The organism is Micromonospora sp. NPDC049230, from assembly GCF_040647875.1.
In the GTDB taxonomy this organism is placed as follows: Bacteria; Actinomycetota; Actinomycetes; order Mycobacteriales; family Micromonosporaceae; genus Micromonospora.
This window is the reverse complement of sequence record NZ_JBEZCZ010000023.1, coordinates 36152-57638: the sequence shown is the minus strand read 5'-3', so window position 1 is coordinate 57638 and position 21487 is coordinate 36152. Positions and strand designations below refer to the sequence as shown.

Below are 21487 nucleotides of genomic sequence, written 5' to 3'. Positions count from 1 at the left end.
CCCGCATCGGCCCGGATCAGACCGCTGCCCGAGCGGTCACGAGGTCGGTGGCTCGTCCTTGCCGGCCGCCTCCGCCGCGTCGGCCTCCTCCTTGGTCCGGTGTACGGCCTTGTCGGCGTGCTCCGGCGGGCCGTAGACGGTGTACAGCACCAGCGGGTTGGGGCCGGTGTTGACGAAGTTGTGCTTGGTCCCGGCCGGCACGACCACCAGGTCACCGGACACGACCTTTCGCTTCGAACCGGCGACCCGGGCCTCACCGACGCCACTGACGAAGGTCAGGATCTGGTCGACGTCCTCGTGCACCTCTTCGCCGATCTCCCCACCCTCGGGGATGGTCATGACGACCAACTGGGTGTGCTCACCGGTCCACAGCACCCGCCGGAAATCCGGGCTCTTCTCGGCTTCGGTCGCGATCGTGAAATGCTCCATGACCAGGCTCATACCCCGTCGGGCAGCGCGCCACGCCGGGTATGACGGATGGCGCTGGTGGCCTGCGCCGCACGACGCCGGGACTCGTGAATGACGGAATTCCCGACGGTCCGCGGGTTTGGATCCCAGCGGACCGGGGATCGTCACACCGGACCGGCACGAACGGCCGGTCGAGCCAGGTCCCCGCCGGCGTACCGCCGAACGGCTGCGATGGTGGGAGACGGCCAGAGCGCGGCGACGTTCCGACACCTGTCGAAGCGGCGCCGCGCGCTCTGTTGTGCGACCCCTTTCCCGCCGCGATCGTGCACCTACTGTCGCCGCACAGGGGATATCTCACGCGTTTCGGCGACCGAAACTGCAAGATCGTCGCGGGTGAGGGTGGGGGGTCAGCGGTGTAGCCAGCGCAGCAGGTCGGGCGGGGCCAGCTCCGCCGCTCGCTTTCGGTAGCGGGTCATCGCGGACTCGTCCAGCAGGTTGCGGCCCTGGCCGGAGGCGCCCTGGCGGAAGAATTGCCGCCGGTCGCGCAGCACGCCGAGGGTGTCCGGGGCGAGCCGGTCCGCGCGCTCCCGCATCCGCCCGAAGGTGGCCGCCTCGACGAGTTCCGGCCAGCGTTCGGGAGCGACCTGGATACGCCACAGTTCGGCGAGCCGGCGCATCTCACCACCCAGGTCGGCCAACAGGTCGTCATAGTGCACCAGCTCGACGTTCGGCTCGTGCCGGCGGGCCCAGGCGTCGCTCAGGTGCATCAGCACCCCGGGCAGCGAGTCCAACGCGGCACGAGGATCCACCTCCCGGTCGACCCAGCTCGCCAGCCACCGCTCCAGCGGTTGGCGGGGCCGCGGCGGCCCGGTTGGTGCCGGCTGGCCGGTCAGCTCGGCGAGGCGTACCCGATCGAGGTTGCCGGCCTGGTGATAGAGCGAGACCGCCAGGTCCAGTGGGTGCCGGGCCACCACCACGTAGTGCACCCGCGCGTCGAGCGGCACCCCGTCCAGCGGGGTGTGCGTCTTGATGAACCGCCGGTGCGGTTGGGCGGCCAGCCGGTCGAACACCACGTCGCGTGGCTCGACCAACCAGTCCAGCCACGGCGACAGCACGCTCAACGGCGCCGGCAACTCCGCAGTGCCCAGCACCAGGAGGGCGCAGATCATCTGCATCCAGGTGGTGCCGCTCTTGGACCGGGTGCTGATCACGATGTCGCCGTCCCGGAACGGGAAGCCGACCCAGCGGGCGCTGTCCTCGTCGTCGGAACGGTAGCGGTGCGCCGGCGTGAGCATCGGAGCAGCGTAGTCACCGAGCCGACGCCGGTGCAGTCGAATTCCGACCCCCGGGCGGACGAGCCTACTGCCGCTCGGTGAAGCCGAACTGGATGATGCCCTCGTCGTCGACTGTGGCGTCCACCGAGGCGTCGCCGAGCAACTCGGCGGCATCTTCGTCCAGGAATATTCGGGCGCCCTGATTGTCGATCACCCGGTCGCCCTGCACCGGCTCGGGCACCAACTCCACGCTCAGCGAGCCGGCCTCGGTGTCGGCGGCGATGCGTACGCCGCCGTCCTGGGCGACGTCCTGCTGGTTGGCGAGGTCACGGATGACGAGCACGGCGTTGTCGGTCATGGTGAGCATGTGTGGAACTCCTCGTGGATTCTCGGCTCGCGGTCGGCATGGTGCGGTGCCCAGACCGGACGGTCGGCTCGCGTACGAGCGCACGTGTGCGGCGACAGGAGGGCGAACGGTCGTCGCCGTCGCGTCGAATCGGGGCAGCTGGCGGCCCCTGCACTCCCACCGTGCCCGTTGGCCGGGCATCCGTCAAATAGAGCCGGATCAGTCGAGAGCGGGGGCCGGCGCACCTGTGTGATCCGGCCGAACGGGGGTAGCCAACCCCGGACCGCCGCCCGCGCCGGTCGCAGATAGCCATTCCGACAACAGCCACCTGACCTGCACTTACGCTCGATTCATGAGCGACTTCCGTCGGTACGCGGCAGAGTTCCTCGGCACGCTGCTGCTGGTCTTCTTCGGCGTCGGTAGCGCCGTCGCCGCACGGGTCCAGGGCGGCGTGGTGGTGGTCGCTCTCGCCTTCGGCTTCGTGATGGTCGCTCTCGTCTACACGATCGGCCCACTGTCCGGGAGCCACGTCAACCCGGCGGTGACGCTGGGTGTGCTGCTCTCCGGAAAGATCTCGGTGATCGGCGCGGTGGCGTACTGGGTCGCGCAGTTCGTCGGCGCGACGGTGGCCGCCTTCGTGCTGTGGGCGCTGACCCGCTGGGGTGACGTCGCGGACCAGACCGCCGCGCTCGGCACGAACGGCTACGGCGCGCACATCAACAGGGGCGGCGCGGCGGTGCTGGAACTCATCCTGACGTTCCTCTTCGTGCTTGTCGTCCTGGTGGTGACCAGTCGGAGCGAGAATCCCGGAACCGCCGGTCTGGCCATCGGGTTGGCTCTCGCCGCGACCCAACTGGTGGGGGTGACGCTGACCGGGGCCGCCGTCAACCCGGCCCGCGCGTTCGGCCCGGCGGTCTTCGAGGGTGGCGTGGCCCTGCGGCAGCTCTGGGTGTTCATCGTCTTTCCGCTGCTCGGCGGGGCGCTCGCCGCACTTGTCGCACCCATGGTGATGGGGGCGCAGCGGCACTACTGGGGTGGTCACGACAAGTCGGTCGGCCGGCCCACGTAGCGGTTGGCGGTCAAGTCGCTGGAGGACCAGATCGCCGTGGCGCCTGCGGGATACCGCGAGAGCGGCGCGACCACGACGACGCGGGTGGCGCCGCCAACGGTGCCGGAAAGCCCCCGGACCCCGGAGTGCGTCGAGTGCTCCTGGGTCAAGCCGATCACCTGCTGAGCGGCGGCCGGGAGGCGCACCGCGCCTCCCGGCCGGGCGTGCGCTCAGGCCGGGCGGTCCGGTGGGGGGACCACCGCCGTCGGGTCACCGCGCTCGATCAGCGCGGCGATGTCGGCCGCCCGCAGCCCACGCAGTGCGAGCACCCGGGTGCCCCAGCGGTGCAGGCGGCACGGGTGCGGGCTGGCATCGTTGCGGCAGACCACTCCCCCGGACCATCGTTGGGGGGCGTGCACCACCACCGCCCGCACCGCGAACTGGGTGTCCTCGCCGGTCACGTACGGCGGGAGGGGAATGTCGCGGAGCACCTCCCCGGACGTGTCATCGGCACCGGACGTAACGGCGCGACGGACGCGGTGGGCGGTCCTGCTGCTCATCTCCGCTGCCTCCACACTGGATAGTCGGATGGGGACAGCAGAAAGTTACGGCCTCATCGACGGTGCGCGACGGACAAACTGTCCCGCTGTGCGACCGGTCGGTCAGCGAACCGCCACGGCCTGGAGGCCGACGTTGCCGCAGTGCGGGGTGAAGACCTTCTCGACGGTCCAGGTCAGCAGCAGTCGGGCGCCCTTCGGCAGCGAGAACCGGATGGTGAACTGCGCGCTCTGACTGGTGTACGGATCCTCGATCACTGCGGCGCGGGCTGGCCCACCTGTGGACAGGCGCGCTTCCAGGCGACCCCGGGCCATCCACGTGCCGCCGTAGACCTGGACCGTGCGCGGCTCGCCGCTGCCGGCGACGGCGAGGGTGAACCCGTTTCCGGCACCGCAGGTGTAGACGCCGTTGGCGGTACCGCTCGTCGACCGTTGCGACGAGCCGTCGGACCAGCGGACGTACTCCTGGTTGCCGTCCCAACCGACCCGGGTGCCGGCACCACCCGCGTCGACGATCTCCCCGGAGCCGGAGCGCTTGCGGACCGTCGAGTTGCCACCGCGCTCGCCCCAGTGCACCCAGTCCCGGGTGCCCACGGCGGTGAGGTCGACCTCGGCGGGCATCTCCCCCCGGGTCACCGACAGCACCGGGGACCCCGGCGACGCGGGCGACACAGGCGGTGTGGCGGGCGCGCTGGCCGAGGGTGTCGGGTCGGGCGAGGGTGGGCGCTGGCGCGGGCGCAGGCCCGGCATCGCCGGCCCCGCCTCGCCGGTACGCCCGTCGGTGCCCGGGTGTGCCGCGGAACGGGCGGCACCGGCCGGCGCGTCGCCCGCGCGGCCCGCCTGGTCGTCACCGGGCTCCGGGTCGGACCGGCTGGCGAGGTACGAGACCAACACCACCAGGCAGACGAGTACGGCAGCCCCCTCCACCGCCCAGCGCCGCCGTTGCCGGGCACGGGCGACCCGGCGCAGCGCGGTGCGGGTCTGTGCCCGCGTGCGGTCCTCGTCCGCCACCGACCCCTCCACCTCCACCACACGGCCGCCATCGACCACCGCGGACCCGACCGTCCACTGTAAGCCGTTTCACGTTTGTACCGGTGTGGACGACACGCTAGATCCGGAGCGCCGGACGTGTCCAGCCCGTGACCGATCGCCGTCGGTCGAACCCGACCCACCCCGGATCGGGACCGGCGGGACCGCGACGGCCCCTCGGGGTCAGCCGATCCGGAAGCCGAGCAGCTGCGCGATGACGATGGCCTGCTCGGCGTCGACGATGGCACCGGCGCGCTCGACGACCGTCGGGTCGAGCGCGGTGAGGTCGCTGCCGCGCAGGTCGGCGCCGCCGAGCCGGACGTTGAGCAGCTGCGCGCCGGACAGATCGACAGCGGTGACCGTGGCGCCTGTAAGATTGGCCCTGGTCAGGTCCGCCTCGCGCATCCGCACCCCGGTCAGCCGGACGCCCCGCATATCGGCGCCGGGCAACGCGACGAACGACCAGTCGCCGCCGTCCACCACCATCGGCCGCAGGTCGCACTCGACGAAGGTGCTGCCGACCAGCTTGCAGCCGGAGAACTCGGCCTCGAAGAAGTTGCACCGCCGGAAGACGCAACGGGTGAAGGCGGAGTCGACGTGCCGGGAGGCGTTGAACAGCACGTTGCCGAACGTGCACCCGGTGAAGATCGCGCCCCGGCTCACCGCCTCCGTCAGGTCCACGTCGAAGAACTCGCAGCCCGCGAAGTGCCTGTCGATGAGTTCCTCGCCGTACCAGTCCTCGTTGCGGAAGGTCACATCCTCGGTCAGCTCCGGCATCCGGCCAGGCTAGTGGCCACCACCGACAGCTGACGGGCCGGCGTCGCTGGTGGCGGCCCCCTTCCGGTGGCGGCGTACCGGCGAGTAGGTTCGGCGGCGTGAGTGTGGCGCGAAGCACGGACCCGGATCAGATCGGTTTCGACCCGGCGCGGTTGGCGCGGATCGACGAGCACTTCGGCCGGTACGTCGACGACGGCCGGCTGGCCGGCTGGCAGGTGGTGGTCACCCGGCGTGGCGAGGTGGCGCACTCCTCGACGTACGGGCTGGCCGACCGGGAGTCGGGCGCACCGGTCGAGGCCGACACGCTGTGGCGGATCTACTCGATGACAAAGCCGGTCACCTCGGTCGCGGCGATGATGCTGTGGGAGGAGGGCCGGTTCGAGCTGACCGACGAGATCAGCCGCTGGCTGCCGGAGTTCGCCGACCTGCGGGTCTACTCCAAGGGGTCGACGCTCAAGCCGTACACCGTGCCGGCGGTCGAGCCGATCCGGGTCTGGCACCTGCTCACCCACACCGCCGGGTTGACGTACGGCTTCCTACAGACCTCGGTGGTCGACGGGCTCTACCGGGCGGCCGGTTACGACCTGCACCCGCCGGAGGATGTCGACCTCGCGGGTGCCTGTGCGGCCTTCGGCGAGTTGCCGCTGCTGTTCCAGCCCGGCTCCGCCTGGGGCTACTCCGTCGCCACCGACGTGCTCGGCCGGCTCGTCGAGGTGATCTCCGGGCAGGGCCTCGACGGGTTCTTCGCCGACCGGATCTTCGGCCCGCTCGGCATGACCGACACCCGCTGGTGGGTGGACGGCGACGAGGCCGACCGACTGGCGGCGCTCTACGCACCGGACCCGCGCACCGGCCAGGCCGCCCGGTACGACAGCGTCGGCGCGCGCGCGTACCGCAAGCCGACCCTGTTCTCCGGCGGAGGCGGTCTCATCTCCAGCGCCGCCGACTACCACCGCTTCACCCAACTGCTGCTGCGCGGTGGGGCACTGGACGGGGTGCGGCTGCTCGGGCCGCGCACTGTGCGGTTCATGACCCGCAACCACCTACCGGGCGGCCAGGACCTGGGCACCCTGTCCACCGGCGGCTTCGCCGAGACGACCCTGGACGGAATCGGGTTCGGCCTCGGGTTCGCGGTGGTCGACGACCCGATCCCCAGTCGGGTGCCGAGCAGCGTCGGTGAGTTCTACTGGGGTGGGGTGGCCAGCACCGCCTTCTGGGTGGACCCGGCCGAGGAGGTCACCGCGCTGCTGTTCGCCCAGCTGATGCCGTCGAGCACCCACCCGCTGCGCTCCCAGCTGCGCCAGCTCGTCTACGCGGCCCTGGTCGACTGACCGGCACCGCCGAGGGCTGCCCTCAGTCGGCGAGGCGGGCGGGGAAGCCGCCGGTGGCGATCGGACCCCACCCGTCGATGGTGACCCGGATCAGTGACTTGCCCTGGCGCACCATCGCCGCCCGGTAGTCGTCCCAGTCCGGGTGTTCGCCGGAGATGCTGCGGAAATAGTCCACAAGCGGCTCCAGCGCCTCGGGCAGGTCCAGCACCTCGGCGCTGCCGTCGATCTGCACCCAGGGGCCGTTCCAGTCGTCGCTGAGCACGCACGCCGAGACGCGCGGGTCGCGGCGGATGTTCGTCACCTTGGCCCGCTCGGGGTAGGTGGAGACCACCAGCCGGCCCTGCCCGTCGATCCCCGCGGAGACCGGGGACGACTGCGGGCGACCGTCCGGCCGGGTGGTCATCAGCACGACACGGTGTCGCGGCCGGAGGAAGTCGAGCAGGCTGTCCCGGTCGACCCGGGTGTTCCGTGCGATGTTGCGCGCCATTCCCCGTTCCTACCAGGGTGGCGGCGACGCGGCGGCGGCGGGTCAGCGCGGCCGGGCCGCGGAGCGGTGCACCGCCTGGGTGGGCACCCGGGGCCGGCTGGACGGGCGCCAGGCCCGCCCGTTGGCATAGATCACCCGAAAGCCGAGGTACGCGGCGAGCGGCGCCCAGTGGGCGGAGCCCATCCGCAGCTCGGCGGCGTTGTGCCGCTGGCCGTTGGCGAGCACGTCGAGCAGGACGGTCTCGAAGGCCGCCGACTCGACCCAGTCGACTTCTCGGCTGAAACCGCAGATCAGCGCGGCGCCAGTGACCTCCAGGAACTCGCGCAACACCGCGTCCGAGGCCCGCAGCACCGAACAGCTGCCGAAATAGAGTCGCCGCCCCTCCGCGCGGCCGGCCATCAGGTCGGCCACCTCGTTCAACTCCACGGACTGCCAGTCGGTCAGGCAGAGTCGGCTCGGCTCCCCGTGCATGGCGAAGAAGCCGACCCGGTGGTCGGCGTACTGCTTGAGCAGCCAGCGGTCCAGGAAGTAGAACAACTCGTCGCGGGTGGCCGCGTCCTTGTGGATGAAGCGGATCTTGCCCAGTCGCTCCAGCAACTCGAGGGTGGGCAGAACGGAGCCCCGCTCGTTGAGGTCGCGGTGCCACTGACCCTCGACACAGAAGACGCCACCGCGTGCCACGTGCACCTCCGCCAGTCCGCCGTCCCGGCCTGACGTTACCGCCCACCTGCGACCGGGCAACATCACCCTCGGTCCGACGGAATGCGACGTTCGGTGGCTGATGACTGCTTGGCCAATCAGGCTCATTCCCAGCCAACACCCAGGGACAACGGTTTGTGAGGACGATTCTCGTTAATCACCTCCAACCGCACCGATAGGTGTCAGGGTGGAAATCGCGGGACTTCTCGGTCGATGTCCTGGAGCCACCCCATTCGCTCTCCTATCGGGAGGACTTCTGTGCGCGTAAACACCTTGAAGCGGGTCGCCGTCGCATTCGCCCTGGCGCTGCCCGGGGCAGCAATCGCCACGGTGGTCGCCGCGCCGGCGGCACACGCGGACGGCTGTTACACCTGGACCCGAAACCTGTACCAGGGACGCTCGGGCAACGACGTTCGCCAGTTGCAGATCCGGGTCGCCGGCTGGGCCGGCTACCGGGACATCGTGGAGAACGACGGCCAGTACGGGCCGAAGACCGCCGCCGCGGTCAAGCGGTTCCAGCAGGCGTACGGGCTGCGTGCCGACGGCATCGCCGGCCCGCAGACCTACGCCAAGCTGTACCAACTACAGGACAACGACTGCACGCCCGCGCACTTCAGCCACAGCGAACTGGACAACGGGTGCGGCGGGTCCGGATACGGCGGCGGCCCCCTCTCGGCGGCCCAGACCCGGCAGAACGCGCTGCGCACCATGTGGAAGCTGGAGGCGCTCCGCAAGAGCCTCGGCGACAAACCCCTCGACGTGTCCAGCGGTTTCCGCAGCCGCGCCTGCAACAACCAGGTCGGAGGCGCGTCCGACAGCCAGCACCTGTACGGAAGCGCGGCAGACGTCACCGCGCGGTCGTCCTCGCTGTGCCAGATCGCCCGCGGGGCCCGCAACAACGGCTTCAGCGGGATCTACGGGCCGGGCTACCCCGACCACGACGACCACGTGCACGTCGACTCGCGCCGGGAGAACAACAGCGACCAGAGCTCGAACACGACGAGTTGGTCCGCGCCGGACTGCGGGGTCGGCAACTGAGCCGTCCGCCCGGCGCGACGTCGGCCCGACGCGGAGGGGATCTTCGCGTCGGGCCGGCGTCGTGTCGCCCCGGGTCGGGCGGGTCGTCAGCTCGCCCGGGGCCAGCGCGGCGCGGTGACGGGGGGCGTCACCGGCCGGCCAGCAGCGGTGGACCGTGCCCCCGGCGAGACGACCCGCGCGGCCTGCTGCCGCGACGGCCCGGTCGCCGTGAAGGGGAAGGGCACGTGCACGAACGGGTTGCCGTGCCGGATCACCGCCTCGATCTGCCGCTCGTTGAGCCCGTGTGCCTCCAGCACCCGTCGCCCCCAGCGGTGCAGGCGGCAGGGGTAGGAGGCACCGTCGTTGCGGCACAGCGGCCCGGTGGGCCATTCCTCGGCGGTGTGCACGACCACCGCCCGGACCGCGAGCCGAACGTCCTCCGGGGTCAGCGGTGCCGGCATTGGCACCTCTCCCAGTACCTGATCGATGGGATCCGTCAACTGCTCACCAACACGCACGGCAGGCCTCCCGCAGCTCGGCAGCGGTACGGCGGACTCACCGCACCGACATCCTCGGCCATGGGTACGGCCGGCACCTGACGAAAGTTCAATTCCGGTACGCGCTAAGCAGATCCTCCGGCGACAGGACGTGCAGCCCGTCGACGGCGGTGCCGCTGCGCGCCACGGCAAGGGTGGGCACCGACTCGTCGGCACCGGGCAACTGGGACCGGTGCAGGAGCAGCCGGCCGAGGTCGTGCGCGTCGAAGGGCCGGTTCTCCTGCCATTTGATCGACCCGACAAAGCTGATGTGCCGAGCGACGGGCTCCCGGTCGGCACCGACGATGTCAATTTCCGGATCATTCGTCCTGGTCCAGTAGCCGCCGACCGTCGCTGCTTCCGCCGGCAGGTGCTCGCTGGGCAGCCGGCGCAGCGCCTCGCGAACGACAGGTTCGATGGCCCGCCCCCGCCAGGATGTCCACGACCGGAGGATCCGGGCCAGGGTCAGATCACCCCGCCCTCGCTCGATCTCGGAGAGATGCGGCCCCAGGAACGACAGCCAGAAGCGCAGGTACGGATCAGTCACCGCGTACCGGGTTTCCCGCGATGGTCTGGTGGACAGCGGAACGGTGCTCTCCACCGCCCGCTTCTGGGTCAGCAGGCGCAACGCGCGGTTCAGGGACGCCTGCGGAAGATTCCCGGCGGCCCGGGAGATCAGCGAGAAGGTCCGCTCACCGGAGCCAATGGCCCGCAGCACAAGGCCCGCCTGGGACTGGGGCGGGAACTCCGCTGCGAGCGCCCGTTCGCCGCTGACCAACAGGGCCGAGGTCGGATCCCGTACGGCGTCGGCAAGGTAGTCGCGCACCGATGCGCCGGTCGGCCACTCGTCGAGGATCAGCGGCAGACCGCCGGACACCAGGTAGGCGTCGAACGCGTCGGCGGCGGACAGGCCCAGCATGTCGCGAACGTCGGCCGGGCTCAACGGCGGGATGACCATCTCGGTGGCCCGCTGGTGGAACGGCCGGCCGTAGTCGTTCAGGGCCTCCATCATCGCCAGGTCCGACCCGACACAGATCAGCAGGACCGGCCGTCGGGAAAGCTCACGATCGAAGATCTTCTGCAGTGTCCCCTCGAAGCCCAGGTCGCCCGCGATGAGATACGGCATCTCGTCCAGGACGACGACGCTCGGCCGGTCGGTCGGCAACGCGGCGGCGAGCAGGCCCAGTGCGGCATCCCAGGTCTGTGGTTGCTGCTCCCGAAGGATCTGTGCACCCGGCAGCGTCGAGGCGGCTGCCTCTTCCACGAAGAGAGCGAGGTCGGCGGCGACGCTCGGCTGCGCGGAGGCGGTGAAGAAGAGGTACGGCACCTCGGCCCGCTCCACGAACTCCTCGACCAGTCGGGACTTGCCCACCCGCCGGCGACCGCGCATGAGGAGTGCGCGACCCGGCCGACCGGCCCTGCCACCCCGTCGCACTCGATCGAGCATGCCGCTCAGGAGCTGGAGCTCACGGTCCCGTCCGACAAAGCCGTCCACGATCACCTCTGATACAACCAACGATGAAACAACCAAAAATGAGTATAACCTCATCCGTGTCGTCACGATCGAAGGTTGGCCCCGGCGGGGCCGCCCGCGGGGCTCAGACCAGGCCGGCGTCGTGCACGAGCAGGGCCACCTGGACCCGGTTGTTCAGGTCCAGTCGGGTCAGCAGCCGGGAGACGTACGCCTTTACCGTCGCCACACTCATGAACAACTCCCCCGCGATCTCCGCGTTGGTCTGACCCCGCCCCAGCGCGACCGCCACCTGCCGCTCCCGCTCACTGAGCCCGCTGAGCAGCCGCAGTGCCCGCTCCCGGCGCGGGTCGGGACCGGCCGGTGTGGGGGTGGTGGCGGTCACGTGGGCGATCAGCGTGCGGGTCACCGTCGGGGAGAGCGTGGCCTCACCGGCCGCCACCCGTCGTACGGCGTGCACGATCTCCGCCGGCGGGGTGTCCTTGAGCAGGAATCCGGCCGCCCCGGCGCGCAGCGCCCGCAGCACCTGCTCGTCGGCGTCGAAGGTGGTGAGCACCAGCACCTCCGGCGGATGCGGCTGGGCGCGCAGCGCCTCGGTGGCTGTCAACCCGTCCACCCGTGGCATCCGGATGTCCATCAGCACCACGTCCGGGGCGTACGCGGCGACCGCGGCGGGCACCTCGCCGCCGTCGGCCGCCTCGCCGACAACTGTCAGGTCCGGCAGGCCGCCGAGGATCATCGAGAGGCCGGCCCGGACCAGGGCGTCATCGTCCACGATCAACACGCGTACCGACGGCACTGCCGACTCCGGCCCCGACGGCCCGGTCACACCCGCGGGCCCGGTCACGCCGGCCACGGCAGCCAGGCGGCCAGCCGGAAGTCGCCCGCGTCGTCCCGGCCGTAGGCCAGCCGGCCGCCGGCCAGGGTGACGCGCTCGCTGATGCCCACCAGGCCGGTGCCGGCGCCGGGCAGCGTGCCCCCGGGCGGTACGCCGACCGGCCACCGGTTGCCGATCGCCACGGTCAGACCCGCGCCCGGCCCGCCGGCCACGTCCACGGTGACCGCCGCGCCGGCCGCGTGCTTGCGGGCGTTGGTCAGCCCCTCCTGCACGATCCGGTACGCGGCCCGACCCAGCGCCGCCGGCACCTCCCCCGACCGGTCGACGATGTCGCTGACGTTGACGTTGACGCCAGCCGAGCGCGATTCGGCGATCAGGGCCGGCAGGTCGGCAAGGGTCGGCTGGGGCGGTTCCGGGGCGTCGACGTCGTTGTCGCCCTCGGCGCGGAGCACCCCGATCACCTCCCGCAGGTCCTGGAGGGCGGCGTGTGCGCTGCCCCGGATCACCCCGGCGGCGCGGGCCACCTCGTCGGCCGGCGCGTCGGGGCGGAACTCCAACGCCCCGGCGTGCAGGCTGAGCAGCGAGATCCGGTGCGCCAGCACGTCGTGCATCTCCCTGGCGATCCGGGTGCGTTCGAGGTGGCGGGCCTGGCTGACGCGGAGCTGCTGCTCGGCCTCGGCCCGCTCGGCCCGCTCGCGCAGCGACACGATCAACTGCCGCCGGGCCCGGACGAACATCCCCCAGGCCAGCACGGCGAAGCTGAGCACCACGCCCCAGGACGCGGTCTCCCAGTACGACATGTTCGCATCCGGACGCAGCCAACTGAAGACCAGGTTGGTGATCAGACCCGCGCCGGTCACCGCCACCGCGATGGCGGTCCGGCGATGCACCACGACTGTAAAGAACAGGATCGCCAGTGGGATGGCTGCGGCCAGCGAGAACATGGTCAGCGGTGTGGTGGCCACCAGCAGCCCGAGCGGCCACCGCCGGCGCACCCAGAGCAGCCCCGCGCAGACCAGGCCGATCAGCGCGTCCGCGCCGGTCAGCCAGTGGTGCGGCAGCGGGGCCGCCATCTCCGGCCTGGGCGACAGGGCGTCCGCGGTGACGATCAGCACCCAGAACAGGGAGGCCAGGAACGCGACGCTGTCCACGATCCAGTCGCGGGTGGTCCGGCGCGGATGCTTACGCCCGTGGTCAGCCGGCACCACCAGCTCCCCCGGCAACAGCCAGGGGTGCTCCGGGACGGCGACGCTGGTCACCGCCCCATGCTAGGCAGCCGACGGGCACCACGACCAGCTACCAAAGTCGAGACCCGAACGTCGACCAAGGTCGACGCGGCACCGACCGGTGGCCGCAGCGGATGGCCGGGCGGCGCGGGCAGGCTCAACGGCATGATCACGGTAGAGAACCTCACCAAGCGATACGGGCCACACCCGGCCGTGGACGACGTGTCGTTCCAGTGCGAGCCGGGCACCGTCACCGGCTTCCTCGGCCCCAACGGCGCCGGCAAGTCCACCACCATGCGGATGATCTGCGGGCTCACCGCCCCGACCACCGGTCGCGCCACCGTCTCCGGTCACCTGTACCGGGAACTGCCCAACCCGGGGCGGGAGGTCGGGGTGCTGCTGGACGCCTCCGCCCAGCACGCCGGGCGGACCGGCCGCGAGGCGTTGACGCTGTCCGCGTACACCATGGGTCTGGACCGGCGTGAGGTCGCCGCGAAGCTCGACCTGGTCGGGTTGAACGCGGTGGCGGCGAAGCGTCGGGTACGGGCGTACTCGTTGGGCATGCGCCAGCGGCTCGGCCTGGCGCAGGCGCTGCTCGGCGACCCTCGGGTGCTGATCCTCGACGAGCCGGCGAACGGCCTGGACCCGGAGGGGATCTTCTGGATGCGCGGGTTGCTGCGCGACTTCGCCGACCGGGGCGGCACCGTGCTGCTCTCCTCCCACCTGCTGCGCGAGGTGGAGGCGGTCGCGGACCGGCTGGTGGTGATCGGGGGCGGTCGGATCGTGGCCCAGGGCGACAAGAACGAGCTGCTGGCCGGCGGCGGCACCGTGGTGCGGGCCCGCGACGACGCGGCGCTGCGCCGGGCGCTGGAGACGGCCGGGCTGAGCGCCGCCGACAGCCCCGAGGGGCTGCTCGTGCAGGCCGACGCCGAGGTGGTCGGCCAGGCCGCCGCCGATGCCGGCGTCGCGTTGGCCGAGCTGCGGCCCGCCGGCGGCGGTGGCCTGGAACAGCTCTTCCTCACCCTGACCGCCGGCGAATCCACCAAGGAGGCCGTCCGATGACCACCACCACCGTGCCCGCCGCCGGCGCCGTCGCGCCCCGGCAGCACACTCCGGTACGCCGTCCGTCGCTGCTCCGGCTCTCCGCCGTGGAGGTGCGCAAGCTCGTCGACACCCGGGCTGGCCGTTGGCTGCTGATCACCATTGCTCTGGTCACCGCCGCGATCGTCACCCTGCAACTGATCTACGCGAAGGACGCCGACCAGACCTTCCTCAACTTCTTCGTCCCGTCGCTGCTGCCGGTGTCGGTGCTGCTGCCGGTGCTCGGCATCCTGTCGATCACCAGCGAGTGGTCGCAGCGGACGGCCCTCACCACCTACGCCCTGGTGCCCCGCCGGGAACGGGTGGTCGTCGCTAAACTGATCGCCGTGTCGCTGACCGCGCTCGCCTCGGTGCTGACCAGTCTCGCCGTCGCCGCCATCGGCACGCTCGTGGCGTCCGCCACCGGCGGGGCGGGCACCTGGGGGTTCGACTGGTCGCTGGTCCTGAACGCGGTGGTCATCCAGGTCACCAGCGTTCTGATGGGCGCCGCCTTCGGCCTGCTGCTGCTCAACCCGCCGCTGGCGATCGTCGGCTATCTCCTGCTGCCCACCCTCTGGGGGGTGCTCGGCGAGATGGTCAAGCCCCTGCGCGGCCCGTCCGAGTGGCTGGACACCAGCAAGACGATGGAACCGTTGTTCAGCAGCGACGCCGTCACCGGCGGGCAGTGGGGACGGATAGTGGTGTCCCTGCTGGTCTGGATGGTCCTCCCGCTGGCCGCCGGCCTGTTCCGGACGCTGCGCCGCGAGGTGTCCTGACCATGGACGTGTCCAGCTACCGCCCACGCACCGTCGTCAGCGGCGGCGCGACAGAGCTGGTCGTCATGTGGGGTGGCTTCCCGCTGGTCGGTGCGGGCCTCGGCTGGCTCCTCGCGGCGACGACCGGTTGGCTCGCCCGGCTGCCCTGGGTGCCGTTCGGTGACCTGGTCGAGTGGCTGGACCGGCTGCCCGAGCCGCAGGCCACCGCCGGCACTGTCGCGGTGGGCGTGCTCGCCGGCCTGGTCGTCGCCGGGATCGGCACCGCCGAACGGCTGATCGTCACCGTCGACGCGGTGCAGGTCCGGCTGCGCCGCTCCGACCAGGACCGGGCCGTCGCGCGGGCCGACGCCCGGGTGGTCTTCCTCGCCGACAAGCACCTGGTGCTGCTCGACGGCGACGGCGCCGAGTTGGCCCGGGAGTCGACGGACCTGCCGGCCGCCAAACTGGCCGAGGCGTTCCGCACGCACGGTTGGAGCTGGGCGGACGACGACCCGCACCGGTCGGCGTACCGGCTGTGGGTGCGCGACCTGCCCGGTCTGCCCGCCGGCGCGGACGCGCTGCTGCGCGCCCGGGAACGGGCGATCGAGCGGGACCGCCGTGACGACGCCCGGGAGCTGCGCCGCGAGCTGGGCCAACTCGGTGTGGTGCTGCGCGACGAGAGCAAGCGGCAGTACTGGCGGCTGACCGCACGGGCCGTCGCCGGTGGGCCCGAGCAGCCGACTTCGGCCGAGCGGGAGCCGGACGGGCGGTAGCGTCTGTCCCAGCAGACCCTGGGAGACGCGCGATGACCGAACAGCAGCCGTACCGGGTGGTGTCCCGACACCCCGGCTTCGAGCTGCGTCGGTACCCGGCCCACCTGGTGGCCGAAATGCAGGTCCAGGCGTCCTTCACCCGGGCGCCGATCGAGGCGTTCCGGCCGCTGGCCGCGTACATCGGTGGCGCCAACCGGGCCCGGCACCCGATCGGGACAGCCGCGCCGGCGCTGCCCGCGGCCAGCGGCTCGGAGAAGATCGCGATGACGGTTCCGGTGGTCCAGGTGGAGGGTGAGCGGCCCGGGGCGTACCTGATCCAGTTCGTGATGCCGGTCGCCCGCACCGCCGCCACCCTGCCCGAACCTGTCGACCCGAGGGTGCGGACCCGCGAGGTGCCGGCGCATCTGGCGGCGGCGATGCGGTTCTCCGGCCGGTGGACGGAGCAGGCGTTCAGCCAACGGGCCACCATGCTCGGTCGCTCGGTCACCGCGGCCGGGCTGCAACCAACGGGCGCGATCCGGTACGCGCGCTACGACCTGCCGTGGACGCCGTGGTTCCTGCGCCGCAACGAGGTCGTGCTGCCGGTCGTCGAGTGAGCTACCGGCGGTCCTCGGCGCTCGGCCGGCCACGGTCATCCGACGAGGCCGACCGGTGACCGCCCGGGGCGGTGCCGCAGCAGCCGCCACGTCGGCAGGAGGCTCGCCAGCGCGGCGAGCAGCAGGCACAGTCCCAGCACGCCGCCGATCACCGACCACGGCACCACCAGGTCGACGGGGGCACCGACCTGCTCGGCGAGGCCGGCGCGGATGCTGAGCAGACCGACGAAGGCGACGCCCCCACCGAGCAGCGCCCCGATCAGCACCACCACTGCGGACTCGGCCGTGACCAGCCAGATGGCCTGCCGCCGGGTCGCCCCGGCCAACCGGATCAGGCGCAGGTCCGCAGCCCGGCCGGCGGCGGCCAGCAACACCGTGTTGGCCACCGCGATGGCACCGTAGCCGGCCGACACGCCGATCAGCAGCAGCGTGAAGAGCCAGACGAGGCGATCCTCGGCGGCGTCCGCCTCGGCCGCCCAGGTGGCGACGTCGACGATCCGCGCCCCGGCCGGAGCTGCGATCCGGTCCCGGACGAACACCGTGGACGTCAGCGCCGACGGGTCGTGCGTGCGCACCACCGCCCGGGGCAGCAGCAGATCACCGGGGAGCGAGTCGTCGGTGACCACGGCGACGACGCGCAACGACACGAGTGCCCCGTCGGCGAAGACCACCGCGTACGAATCGGACGGCCGCAGGTTCGCCGAGGCGGTCAGCACCACTGTGTCGTCACCGCGCAGGTCGTCGAGCGAGCCGGCGACGACGGTGAGCGCCCGGTTCGCGGCGGTGAAGCCGGCCGGGTCCACACCGAGCGCGGTCAGTGGCCGGTCGGCCGGCCCGGTGCCGGGGTCGGTGCGGAAGACGGTGGTCGGCAGGAGTGCGGTGCCGCCGGTAGCGACGACCGCCTGGTCCGACAGACCGGGCGATCGGTCCGGCACCACGATCCAGCCGGCGTTCACGTTGTCCGCCCGGCCTGCCGCGTACGCGGCGGTGGTGGTCCGCACCATCCCGGACACCAGCACGGCGAAGGCGACGGTGAGCAGCACCGGGGCGGCCGTGGACGCGGTCCGCCGGGTCGCGGTCAACGCGCCGCCACGGACGAGCATCCCGATCGCGCCACCGGAGCGCCGCACCGGGAAACGCAGCAGTCGCACCACCGGGCCGACCACCGCCGGGGCGAGCACCGTGGCACCGGCCACCAGGGCCATCACCGCGTACAGGGCGTACTGTGCCGCGACGCGGGCTTCGTCGGCGGTCGCCGTGCCGACGCTGAGCGCGACCCCCGCCGCGACGAGGAGCGCACCGGTGGCGATCCGCAGGCGTCCCATCGGCCGCTGCTCCACCGCCGCCTCGCGCAACGCCTCCATCGGGCGGACCCGCGCCGCTCGGCGCGACGCCGACCAGACGGCCAGCAGCGCGATCACCGGTCCGGCGACGAGCGCGAGGGCGACCGGCCAGGCCTCGTAGCGGACCCGGAAGGTCGACGGTTCGAAACCGACGTCGACGAGTAGCCGACCCAGTACCGGGGCCAGCGCCGCGCCCACCAGCAGACCGACCAGCCCGGCCGAGGCACCGACGACGAGGGCCTCGACGTACACCGCGCGGCGGACCTGGCGTGCGGTGGCGCCGACGGCGCGCAGCAGGCCCAGCTCACGGCGGCGCTGCGCGACGGTGAACGCGAAGGTGGAGGCGACAACGAACACCGTGACGAAGCCGGCGAGGGCTGCCGTGGCGGTGAGCACCTGCATGCCGATCCAGCGGGTGCGGGCGTCGTTACGGGGTTCCAGCGCGCCACGCGCGTCGGCGGTCAGCACCTGCCCGTCAGCGCCGACGACACCACCGGCCGCCGCGGCGACCCGGTCGGCATCGGCTCCCGGTGCGAGCACCAACCCGATGGCCCGGACGCCGGGCGCGAGCGCGGCGGCGACCTCGTCCGCGACGTGGACACCGGGTGCGTCGACCAGACCGGTGACCGTGTACGGCGCCGGACCCGCCGCGGTGAGCAGGGTGACCGGCGCGCCGGTCGGCAGCCCGAGCGCACTGTCGACGACCACCTCGCCGGCCGTGCGGGGCGGCTCGCCGGCAGTGAGGCGTAGTCCCCCGAGCTGGGCGCTGGACCAGCCGTGCCCCTGGTGGGCGTCCTCCCGCCGGGTGTCGGTGGCCGGGGGGCGACCGTCGACGAGCGGCTGGGCGTAGAAGGTCCGGTCCGGCACCGCCGCCGCCACACCGGGCAGACCGCCCAGCCGGCCGACGAGGTCCGCGGCGGTGGCGGCGGACCAGGGCCGGGTCGGCGCGAAGTTGTCGGCCGACGTGCCCGCCTCGGGGCTCTGCACCACCACCGCCGCCCGCGCCAACCGGTCCGGCACCTGCGGGCGGCCGGAGGCGAGCAGCAGGGTGGCGACCGAGACGAGCATGACCCCGATGGCGACTGCCACGAACGCGCTGGTCGAGCGCCGGATGCTCAGCACGACGACTCCGCGGGCGTCGCCGCGTGCCGGGCCGGGCCCGCCGGATCGGTCTCCCGCTCGGCGATCCGCGCGGCGACGGCAGCGGCGGTGATCCCGCCGGTCAGCTCGTCGACGACGCGGCCGTCGGCCAGGAGAAGAACCCGATCGGCGTACGCGGCGGCGGTGGGATCGTGGGTCACCATCACCACTGTCTGCCCGTGGTCGTCGACGAGTCGCCGCAGCAGCCGGAGGACCTGCCGCGACGCGGCGCTGTCCAGTGCCCCTGTCGGCTCGTCGGCGAAGACCACCGCCGGGCGGGTGATCAACGCGCGGGCCACGGCGACGCGCTGCTGCTCGCCCCCGGACAGCTCACTCGGCCGGTGCCCGGCCCGGTCGGCCAGGCCCACCGCGTCCAGCGCGGCGGTCACGTCCTCAGCCGGCGGGCGGCGGCCGGCCAGGCGCAACGGCAACTCGACGTTCTGCGCGGCGGTCAGCGTGGTCACCAGGTTGAACGCCTGGAACACGAAGCCGATCCGATCGCGGCGCAGCCGGGTCAGCTCGTCGTCACCGAGGTCGTTCAGGCGCGTGCCGTCGATCGTGACGATCCCCTCGGTCGGGCTGTCCAGCCCCGCCGCGCAGTGCAGCAGTGTGGACTTCCCCGAGCCCGAGGGGCCCATCACCGCCGTGAACGTGCCGCTCGCGAAGCTGGTGCTCACGCCGTCGAGCGCCGTCACCCGCCGGGTTCCGGTGCCGTACACCGCCCGTAGCCCCGTCAGGGTCACCGTGTCTGTGGTCATGACCGCCACGGTGCCGGTTGCGACGGGTGTCGCGCGTCGTGCCGGAGCTGACACTTTCCGGCCCTCCCCCGGGTGGAGGTGGAGGCTCGGAACCGCCGGTACGTCGGCCTGCGGGATGACCGCCCACGGGTGGACGCGGCCGGTCCGGCCGGCCGATACCGTCTGGGGCGTGACACCTCTCCTGCTGACCCGGCGGCTGCGGCCGGTCGACCTCTACCTCGTGGACGCCGTGCTCGCCCTGGCAGTCGGTGGTTTCCTCTGCCCGTACGCGGCGCTGGAGTCGCCGCTGCACGGTGGCGTACGCGAGCCGCTCTGGGTGTCCGTGCTCGTTGGGATGGCCCTCGGGCTGCCGTTGGCCGTCCGGCGGCGGTGGCCGATCGCCGTCGCGTGGGTGATCAGCGCCGGCACCACCGGGGCACTGGTCACCGGGGTGATTCCCAACTTCGCCGCCGCCGCGCCGGCCTTCGCCATCGGCCTGTCCTTCTACACGGTGGCCACGTTGACGGCCACCCGTCGGTCGGTGCTCAGCGCGGCCGGTTGTCTCGCCCTGGTCAGCGTCGGTCTGGTGCTGACCGCCGGTGACCTGTGGTCGCGCACCGGGGCGGTGGTCTACGCGACAGTCATGATCGCGCCAGCCTGGTTGATCGGCTGGTTGCTGCGGGAGCGTCGCGCCCTCGCCGCCCGGCAGAGCGACCACCTGGTCCGCCAGGCAGCCACTGAGGAACGACTGCGGGTGGCACGGGAGCTGCACGACGTGGTCGCGCACACGCTGAGCCTCATCGTGGTGAAGGCGGCCGTCGCGAACCACGTCGCCGAGGCCGATCCCCGGGAGGCGGGGGCCGCCCTGCGGGTGATCGAGGAGACCAGCCGCAACGCGCTGACCGACGTCCGCCGGGTGCTCGGCGTCCTGCGCGAGGGCACCACCCCGTACGCGCCGACGCCCGGGTTGGACGAGCTTCCCGCGCTGGCCCGGCAGGCGGCGATCGGGGGCGTCGACGTTCGGCTCGACGTGCGGCGGGAGGAAGCCGTCGGCGCGGTGCCCGAGTCGGTGGGCCTCGCTGTCTACCGGATCGTGCAGGAGGCGGTGACGAACGTGGTGAAGCACGCCGCGCCGGCCGCCTGCCAGGCGATGGTGACTGTCACGCCCGCCGAGGTGCGGGTGGAGGTGACCGACGACGGCCGGCGGCCGGTCCTTGTCGGCGGGGACGGCCACGGCCTGATCGGCATGCGGGAACGGGTGGCGTTGCACGGTGGGGAGTTCCGCGCCGGGCCGCGCTCCGACGGGGGCTTCGCGGTGACGGCAAGCCTGCCCTACCGGGTCGCCGCGTGATCCGGGTGCTGATCGCCGACGACCAGGCGCTGCTGCGGGGCAGCTTCCGGTTGCTCGTCGACCTGACCCCGGACTGCACCACTGTTGGCGAGGCGGGCACCGGTGCGGAGGCCGTCGCGCTGGCCGAACAGCACCGGCCGGACGTGGTGCTGATGGACGTACGGATGCCGGAGATGGACGGCATCGAGGCGACCCGACGGATCTGTGCCGGCGCGGCGACGGCCGACACCCGGGTCATCATCCTGACCACGTTCGACCTGGACGAGTACGTCTACGGGGCGCTGCGCGCCGGAGCCAGCGGCTTCCTGCTGAAGGACACCCCACCGGCGGACCTGCTGACCGGGATCCGGGTGGTTGCCGCCGGGGAGGGGCTGCTCGCGCCGACGGTGACCCGCCGGCTGATCGACGAGTTCGCCAGGCGGGCGGAGCCGGCCCGGCCGTTGCCGCGCCAGCTGGACGGGGTGACCGAGCGGGAACGGGAGGTGCTGACGCTGATCGCCCGGGGCCTGTCCAACACGGAGTTGGCCGCGCACCTCAACCTCAGCCAGGCCACCATCAAGACGCACGTCGGGCGGCTGCTGACCAAGCTGGCCGTGCGGGATCGGGCGCAACTGGTCATCGTCGCCTACGAAACGGGCCTGGTGGGGCCGGGCGGCCTACGCTGAGCC

Annotated in this window: 23 protein-coding genes; 9 read left to right on the top strand and 14 right to left on the bottom strand. The window is 72.4% G+C overall.

Annotated features, from left to right (window positions below):
• Positions 1 to 36: 36 nt before the first annotated feature.
• From AB0A95_RS19985 to AB0A95_RS19975, 3 genes are all read right to left on the bottom strand, one after another.
• Positions 37 to 429 carry a cupin domain-containing protein gene (locus AB0A95_RS19985; RefSeq protein WP_357557251.1) on the bottom strand — a complete coding sequence of 131 codons (393 nt, stop codon included), beginning with the start codon at positions 427 to 429 and terminating at the stop codon, positions 37 to 39.
• 386 nt (positions 430 to 815) lie between these two features.
• On the bottom strand, positions 816 to 1703 hold the full coding sequence (locus AB0A95_RS19980) for a sulfotransferase domain-containing protein (RefSeq protein WP_357557250.1): 888 nt from the start codon (positions 1701 to 1703) through the stop codon (positions 816 to 818).
• 64 nt (positions 1704 to 1767) lie between these two features.
• Positions 1768 to 2049: an adhesin gene (locus AB0A95_RS19975; RefSeq protein ID WP_357557249.1), complete on the bottom strand. Its 282-nt coding sequence runs from the start codon at positions 2047 to 2049 to the stop codon at positions 1768 to 1770.
• A gap of 331 nt (positions 2050 to 2380) precedes the next feature.
• Here AB0A95_RS19975 and AB0A95_RS19970 point away from each other — a divergent pair, with 331 nt between their 5' ends.
• Entirely contained in the window at positions 2381 to 3097 is a 717-nt protein-coding gene (locus AB0A95_RS19970; protein ID WP_357557248.1) for an aquaporin, read from the top strand.
• A gap of 209 nt (positions 3098 to 3306) precedes the next feature.
• Here AB0A95_RS19970 and AB0A95_RS19965 read toward each other — a convergent pair whose 3' ends face one another.
• From AB0A95_RS19965 to AB0A95_RS19955, 3 genes are all read right to left on the bottom strand, one after another.
• Positions 3307 to 3636 (bottom strand): hypothetical protein, encoded by a 330-nt coding sequence (locus AB0A95_RS19965; protein WP_357557247.1) that lies wholly within the window; start codon positions 3634 to 3636, stop codon positions 3307 to 3309.
• Between the two features lie 102 nt (positions 3637 to 3738).
• Entirely contained in the window at positions 3739 to 4644 is a 906-nt protein-coding gene (locus AB0A95_RS19960; RefSeq protein WP_357557246.1) for a hypothetical protein, read from the bottom strand.
• Between the two features lie 201 nt (positions 4645 to 4845).
• On the bottom strand, positions 4846 to 5439 hold the full coding sequence (locus AB0A95_RS19955) for a pentapeptide repeat-containing protein (RefSeq protein WP_357557245.1): 594 nt from the start codon (positions 5437 to 5439) through the stop codon (positions 4846 to 4848).
• Between the two features lie 98 nt (positions 5440 to 5537).
• Between AB0A95_RS19955 and AB0A95_RS19950 the strand changes: the two genes are divergently transcribed.
• Positions 5538 to 6770 (top strand): serine hydrolase domain-containing protein, encoded by a 1233-nt coding sequence (locus AB0A95_RS19950; protein WP_357557244.1) that lies wholly within the window; start codon positions 5538 to 5540, stop codon positions 6768 to 6770.
• A 22-nt stretch (positions 6771 to 6792) separates the two neighbouring features.
• Here AB0A95_RS19950 and AB0A95_RS19945 read toward each other — a convergent pair whose 3' ends face one another.
• Positions 6793 to 7257: a PPOX class F420-dependent oxidoreductase gene (locus AB0A95_RS19945; protein ID WP_357557243.1), complete on the bottom strand. Its 465-nt coding sequence runs from the start codon at positions 7255 to 7257 to the stop codon at positions 6793 to 6795.
• Positions 7258 to 7299: 42 nt separating this feature from the next.
• The gene (locus tag AB0A95_RS19940; protein WP_357072223.1) at positions 7300 to 7938 is read right to left on the bottom strand and encodes a hypothetical protein; all 639 of its coding nucleotides are present in this window, start codon (positions 7936 to 7938) and stop codon (positions 7300 to 7302) included.
• Between the two features lie 276 nt (positions 7939 to 8214).
• Here AB0A95_RS19940 and AB0A95_RS19935 point away from each other — a divergent pair, with 276 nt between their 5' ends.
• Positions 8215 to 8994 carry a D-Ala-D-Ala carboxypeptidase family metallohydrolase gene (locus AB0A95_RS19935; RefSeq protein WP_357557242.1) on the top strand — a complete coding sequence of 260 codons (780 nt, stop codon included), beginning with the start codon at positions 8215 to 8217 and terminating at the stop codon, positions 8992 to 8994.
• 86 nt (positions 8995 to 9080) lie between these two features.
• Here AB0A95_RS19935 and AB0A95_RS19930 read toward each other — a convergent pair whose 3' ends face one another.
• The 4 genes from AB0A95_RS19930 to AB0A95_RS19915 form a co-directional block, all read right to left on the bottom strand.
• On the bottom strand, positions 9081 to 9434 hold the full coding sequence (locus AB0A95_RS19930) for a hypothetical protein (protein WP_357557241.1): 354 nt from the start codon (positions 9432 to 9434) through the stop codon (positions 9081 to 9083).
• Positions 9435 to 9579: 145 nt separating this feature from the next.
• On the bottom strand, positions 9580 to 11004 hold the full coding sequence (locus tag AB0A95_RS19925) for a DUF234 domain-containing protein (RefSeq protein WP_357557240.1): 1425 nt from the start codon (positions 11002 to 11004) through the stop codon (positions 9580 to 9582).
• Positions 11005 to 11107: 103 nt separating this feature from the next.
• The gene (locus AB0A95_RS19920) at positions 11108 to 11845 is read right to left on the bottom strand and encodes a response regulator transcription factor (protein ID WP_357557288.1); all 738 of its coding nucleotides are present in this window, start codon (positions 11843 to 11845) and stop codon (positions 11108 to 11110) included.
• Positions 11824 to 13077 (bottom strand): histidine kinase, encoded by a 1254-nt coding sequence (locus AB0A95_RS19915; protein ID WP_357557239.1) that lies wholly within the window; start codon positions 13075 to 13077, stop codon positions 11824 to 11826. The genes AB0A95_RS19920 and AB0A95_RS19915 overlap by 22 nt, the downstream gene beginning before the upstream one ends.
• A 132-nt stretch (positions 13078 to 13209) precedes the next feature.
• Between AB0A95_RS19915 and AB0A95_RS19910 the strand changes: the two genes are divergently transcribed.
• The 4 genes from AB0A95_RS19910 to AB0A95_RS19895 are packed head-to-tail and all read left to right on the top strand — an operon-like array spanning position 13210 to position 16248.
• Positions 13210 to 14106 (top strand): ATP-binding cassette domain-containing protein, encoded by an 897-nt coding sequence (locus AB0A95_RS19910; protein ID WP_357557238.1) that lies wholly within the window; start codon positions 13210 to 13212, stop codon positions 14104 to 14106.
• Entirely contained in the window at positions 14103 to 14900 is a 798-nt protein-coding gene (locus AB0A95_RS19905) for an ABC transporter permease (protein WP_357557237.1), read from the top strand. The genes AB0A95_RS19910 and AB0A95_RS19905 overlap by 4 nt, the downstream gene beginning before the upstream one ends.
• 2 nt (positions 14901 to 14902) lie before the next feature.
• Positions 14903 to 15652, top strand: a complete 750-nt coding sequence (locus AB0A95_RS19900) for a hypothetical protein (RefSeq protein WP_357557236.1) — start codon at positions 14903 to 14905, stop codon at positions 15650 to 15652.
• Between the two features lie 32 nt (positions 15653 to 15684).
• Positions 15685 to 16248 carry a heme-binding protein gene (locus tag AB0A95_RS19895; RefSeq protein WP_357557235.1) on the top strand — a complete coding sequence of 188 codons (564 nt, stop codon included), beginning with the start codon at positions 15685 to 15687 and terminating at the stop codon, positions 16246 to 16248.
• Between the two features lie 35 nt (positions 16249 to 16283).
• On the opposite strand, the gene AB0A95_RS19890 is transcribed toward AB0A95_RS19895, so the two are convergent.
• Together AB0A95_RS19890 and AB0A95_RS19885 are read right to left on the bottom strand one after the other, a co-directional pair.
• Positions 16284 to 18713, bottom strand: coding sequence for an ABC transporter permease (locus tag AB0A95_RS19890; protein WP_357557234.1), 2430 nt, complete (start codon positions 18711 to 18713; stop codon positions 16284 to 16286).
• Positions 18707 to 19489 carry an ABC transporter ATP-binding protein gene (locus AB0A95_RS19885; RefSeq protein WP_357557233.1) on the bottom strand — a complete coding sequence of 261 codons (783 nt, stop codon included), beginning with the start codon at positions 19487 to 19489 and terminating at the stop codon, positions 18707 to 18709. The genes AB0A95_RS19890 and AB0A95_RS19885 overlap by 7 nt, the downstream gene beginning before the upstream one ends.
• Before the next feature lie 169 nt (positions 19490 to 19658).
• Between AB0A95_RS19885 and AB0A95_RS19880 the strand changes: the two genes are divergently transcribed.
• Positions 19659 to 20819 carry a sensor histidine kinase gene (locus AB0A95_RS19880; RefSeq protein ID WP_357557232.1) on the top strand — a complete coding sequence of 387 codons (1161 nt, stop codon included), beginning with the start codon at positions 19659 to 19661 and terminating at the stop codon, positions 20817 to 20819.
• The gene (locus AB0A95_RS19875) at positions 20816 to 21484 is read left to right on the top strand and encodes a response regulator transcription factor (protein WP_357557231.1); all 669 of its coding nucleotides are present in this window, start codon (positions 20816 to 20818) and stop codon (positions 21482 to 21484) included. The genes AB0A95_RS19880 and AB0A95_RS19875 overlap by 4 nt, the downstream gene beginning before the upstream one ends.
• Positions 21485 to 21487 lie beyond the last annotated feature (3 nt).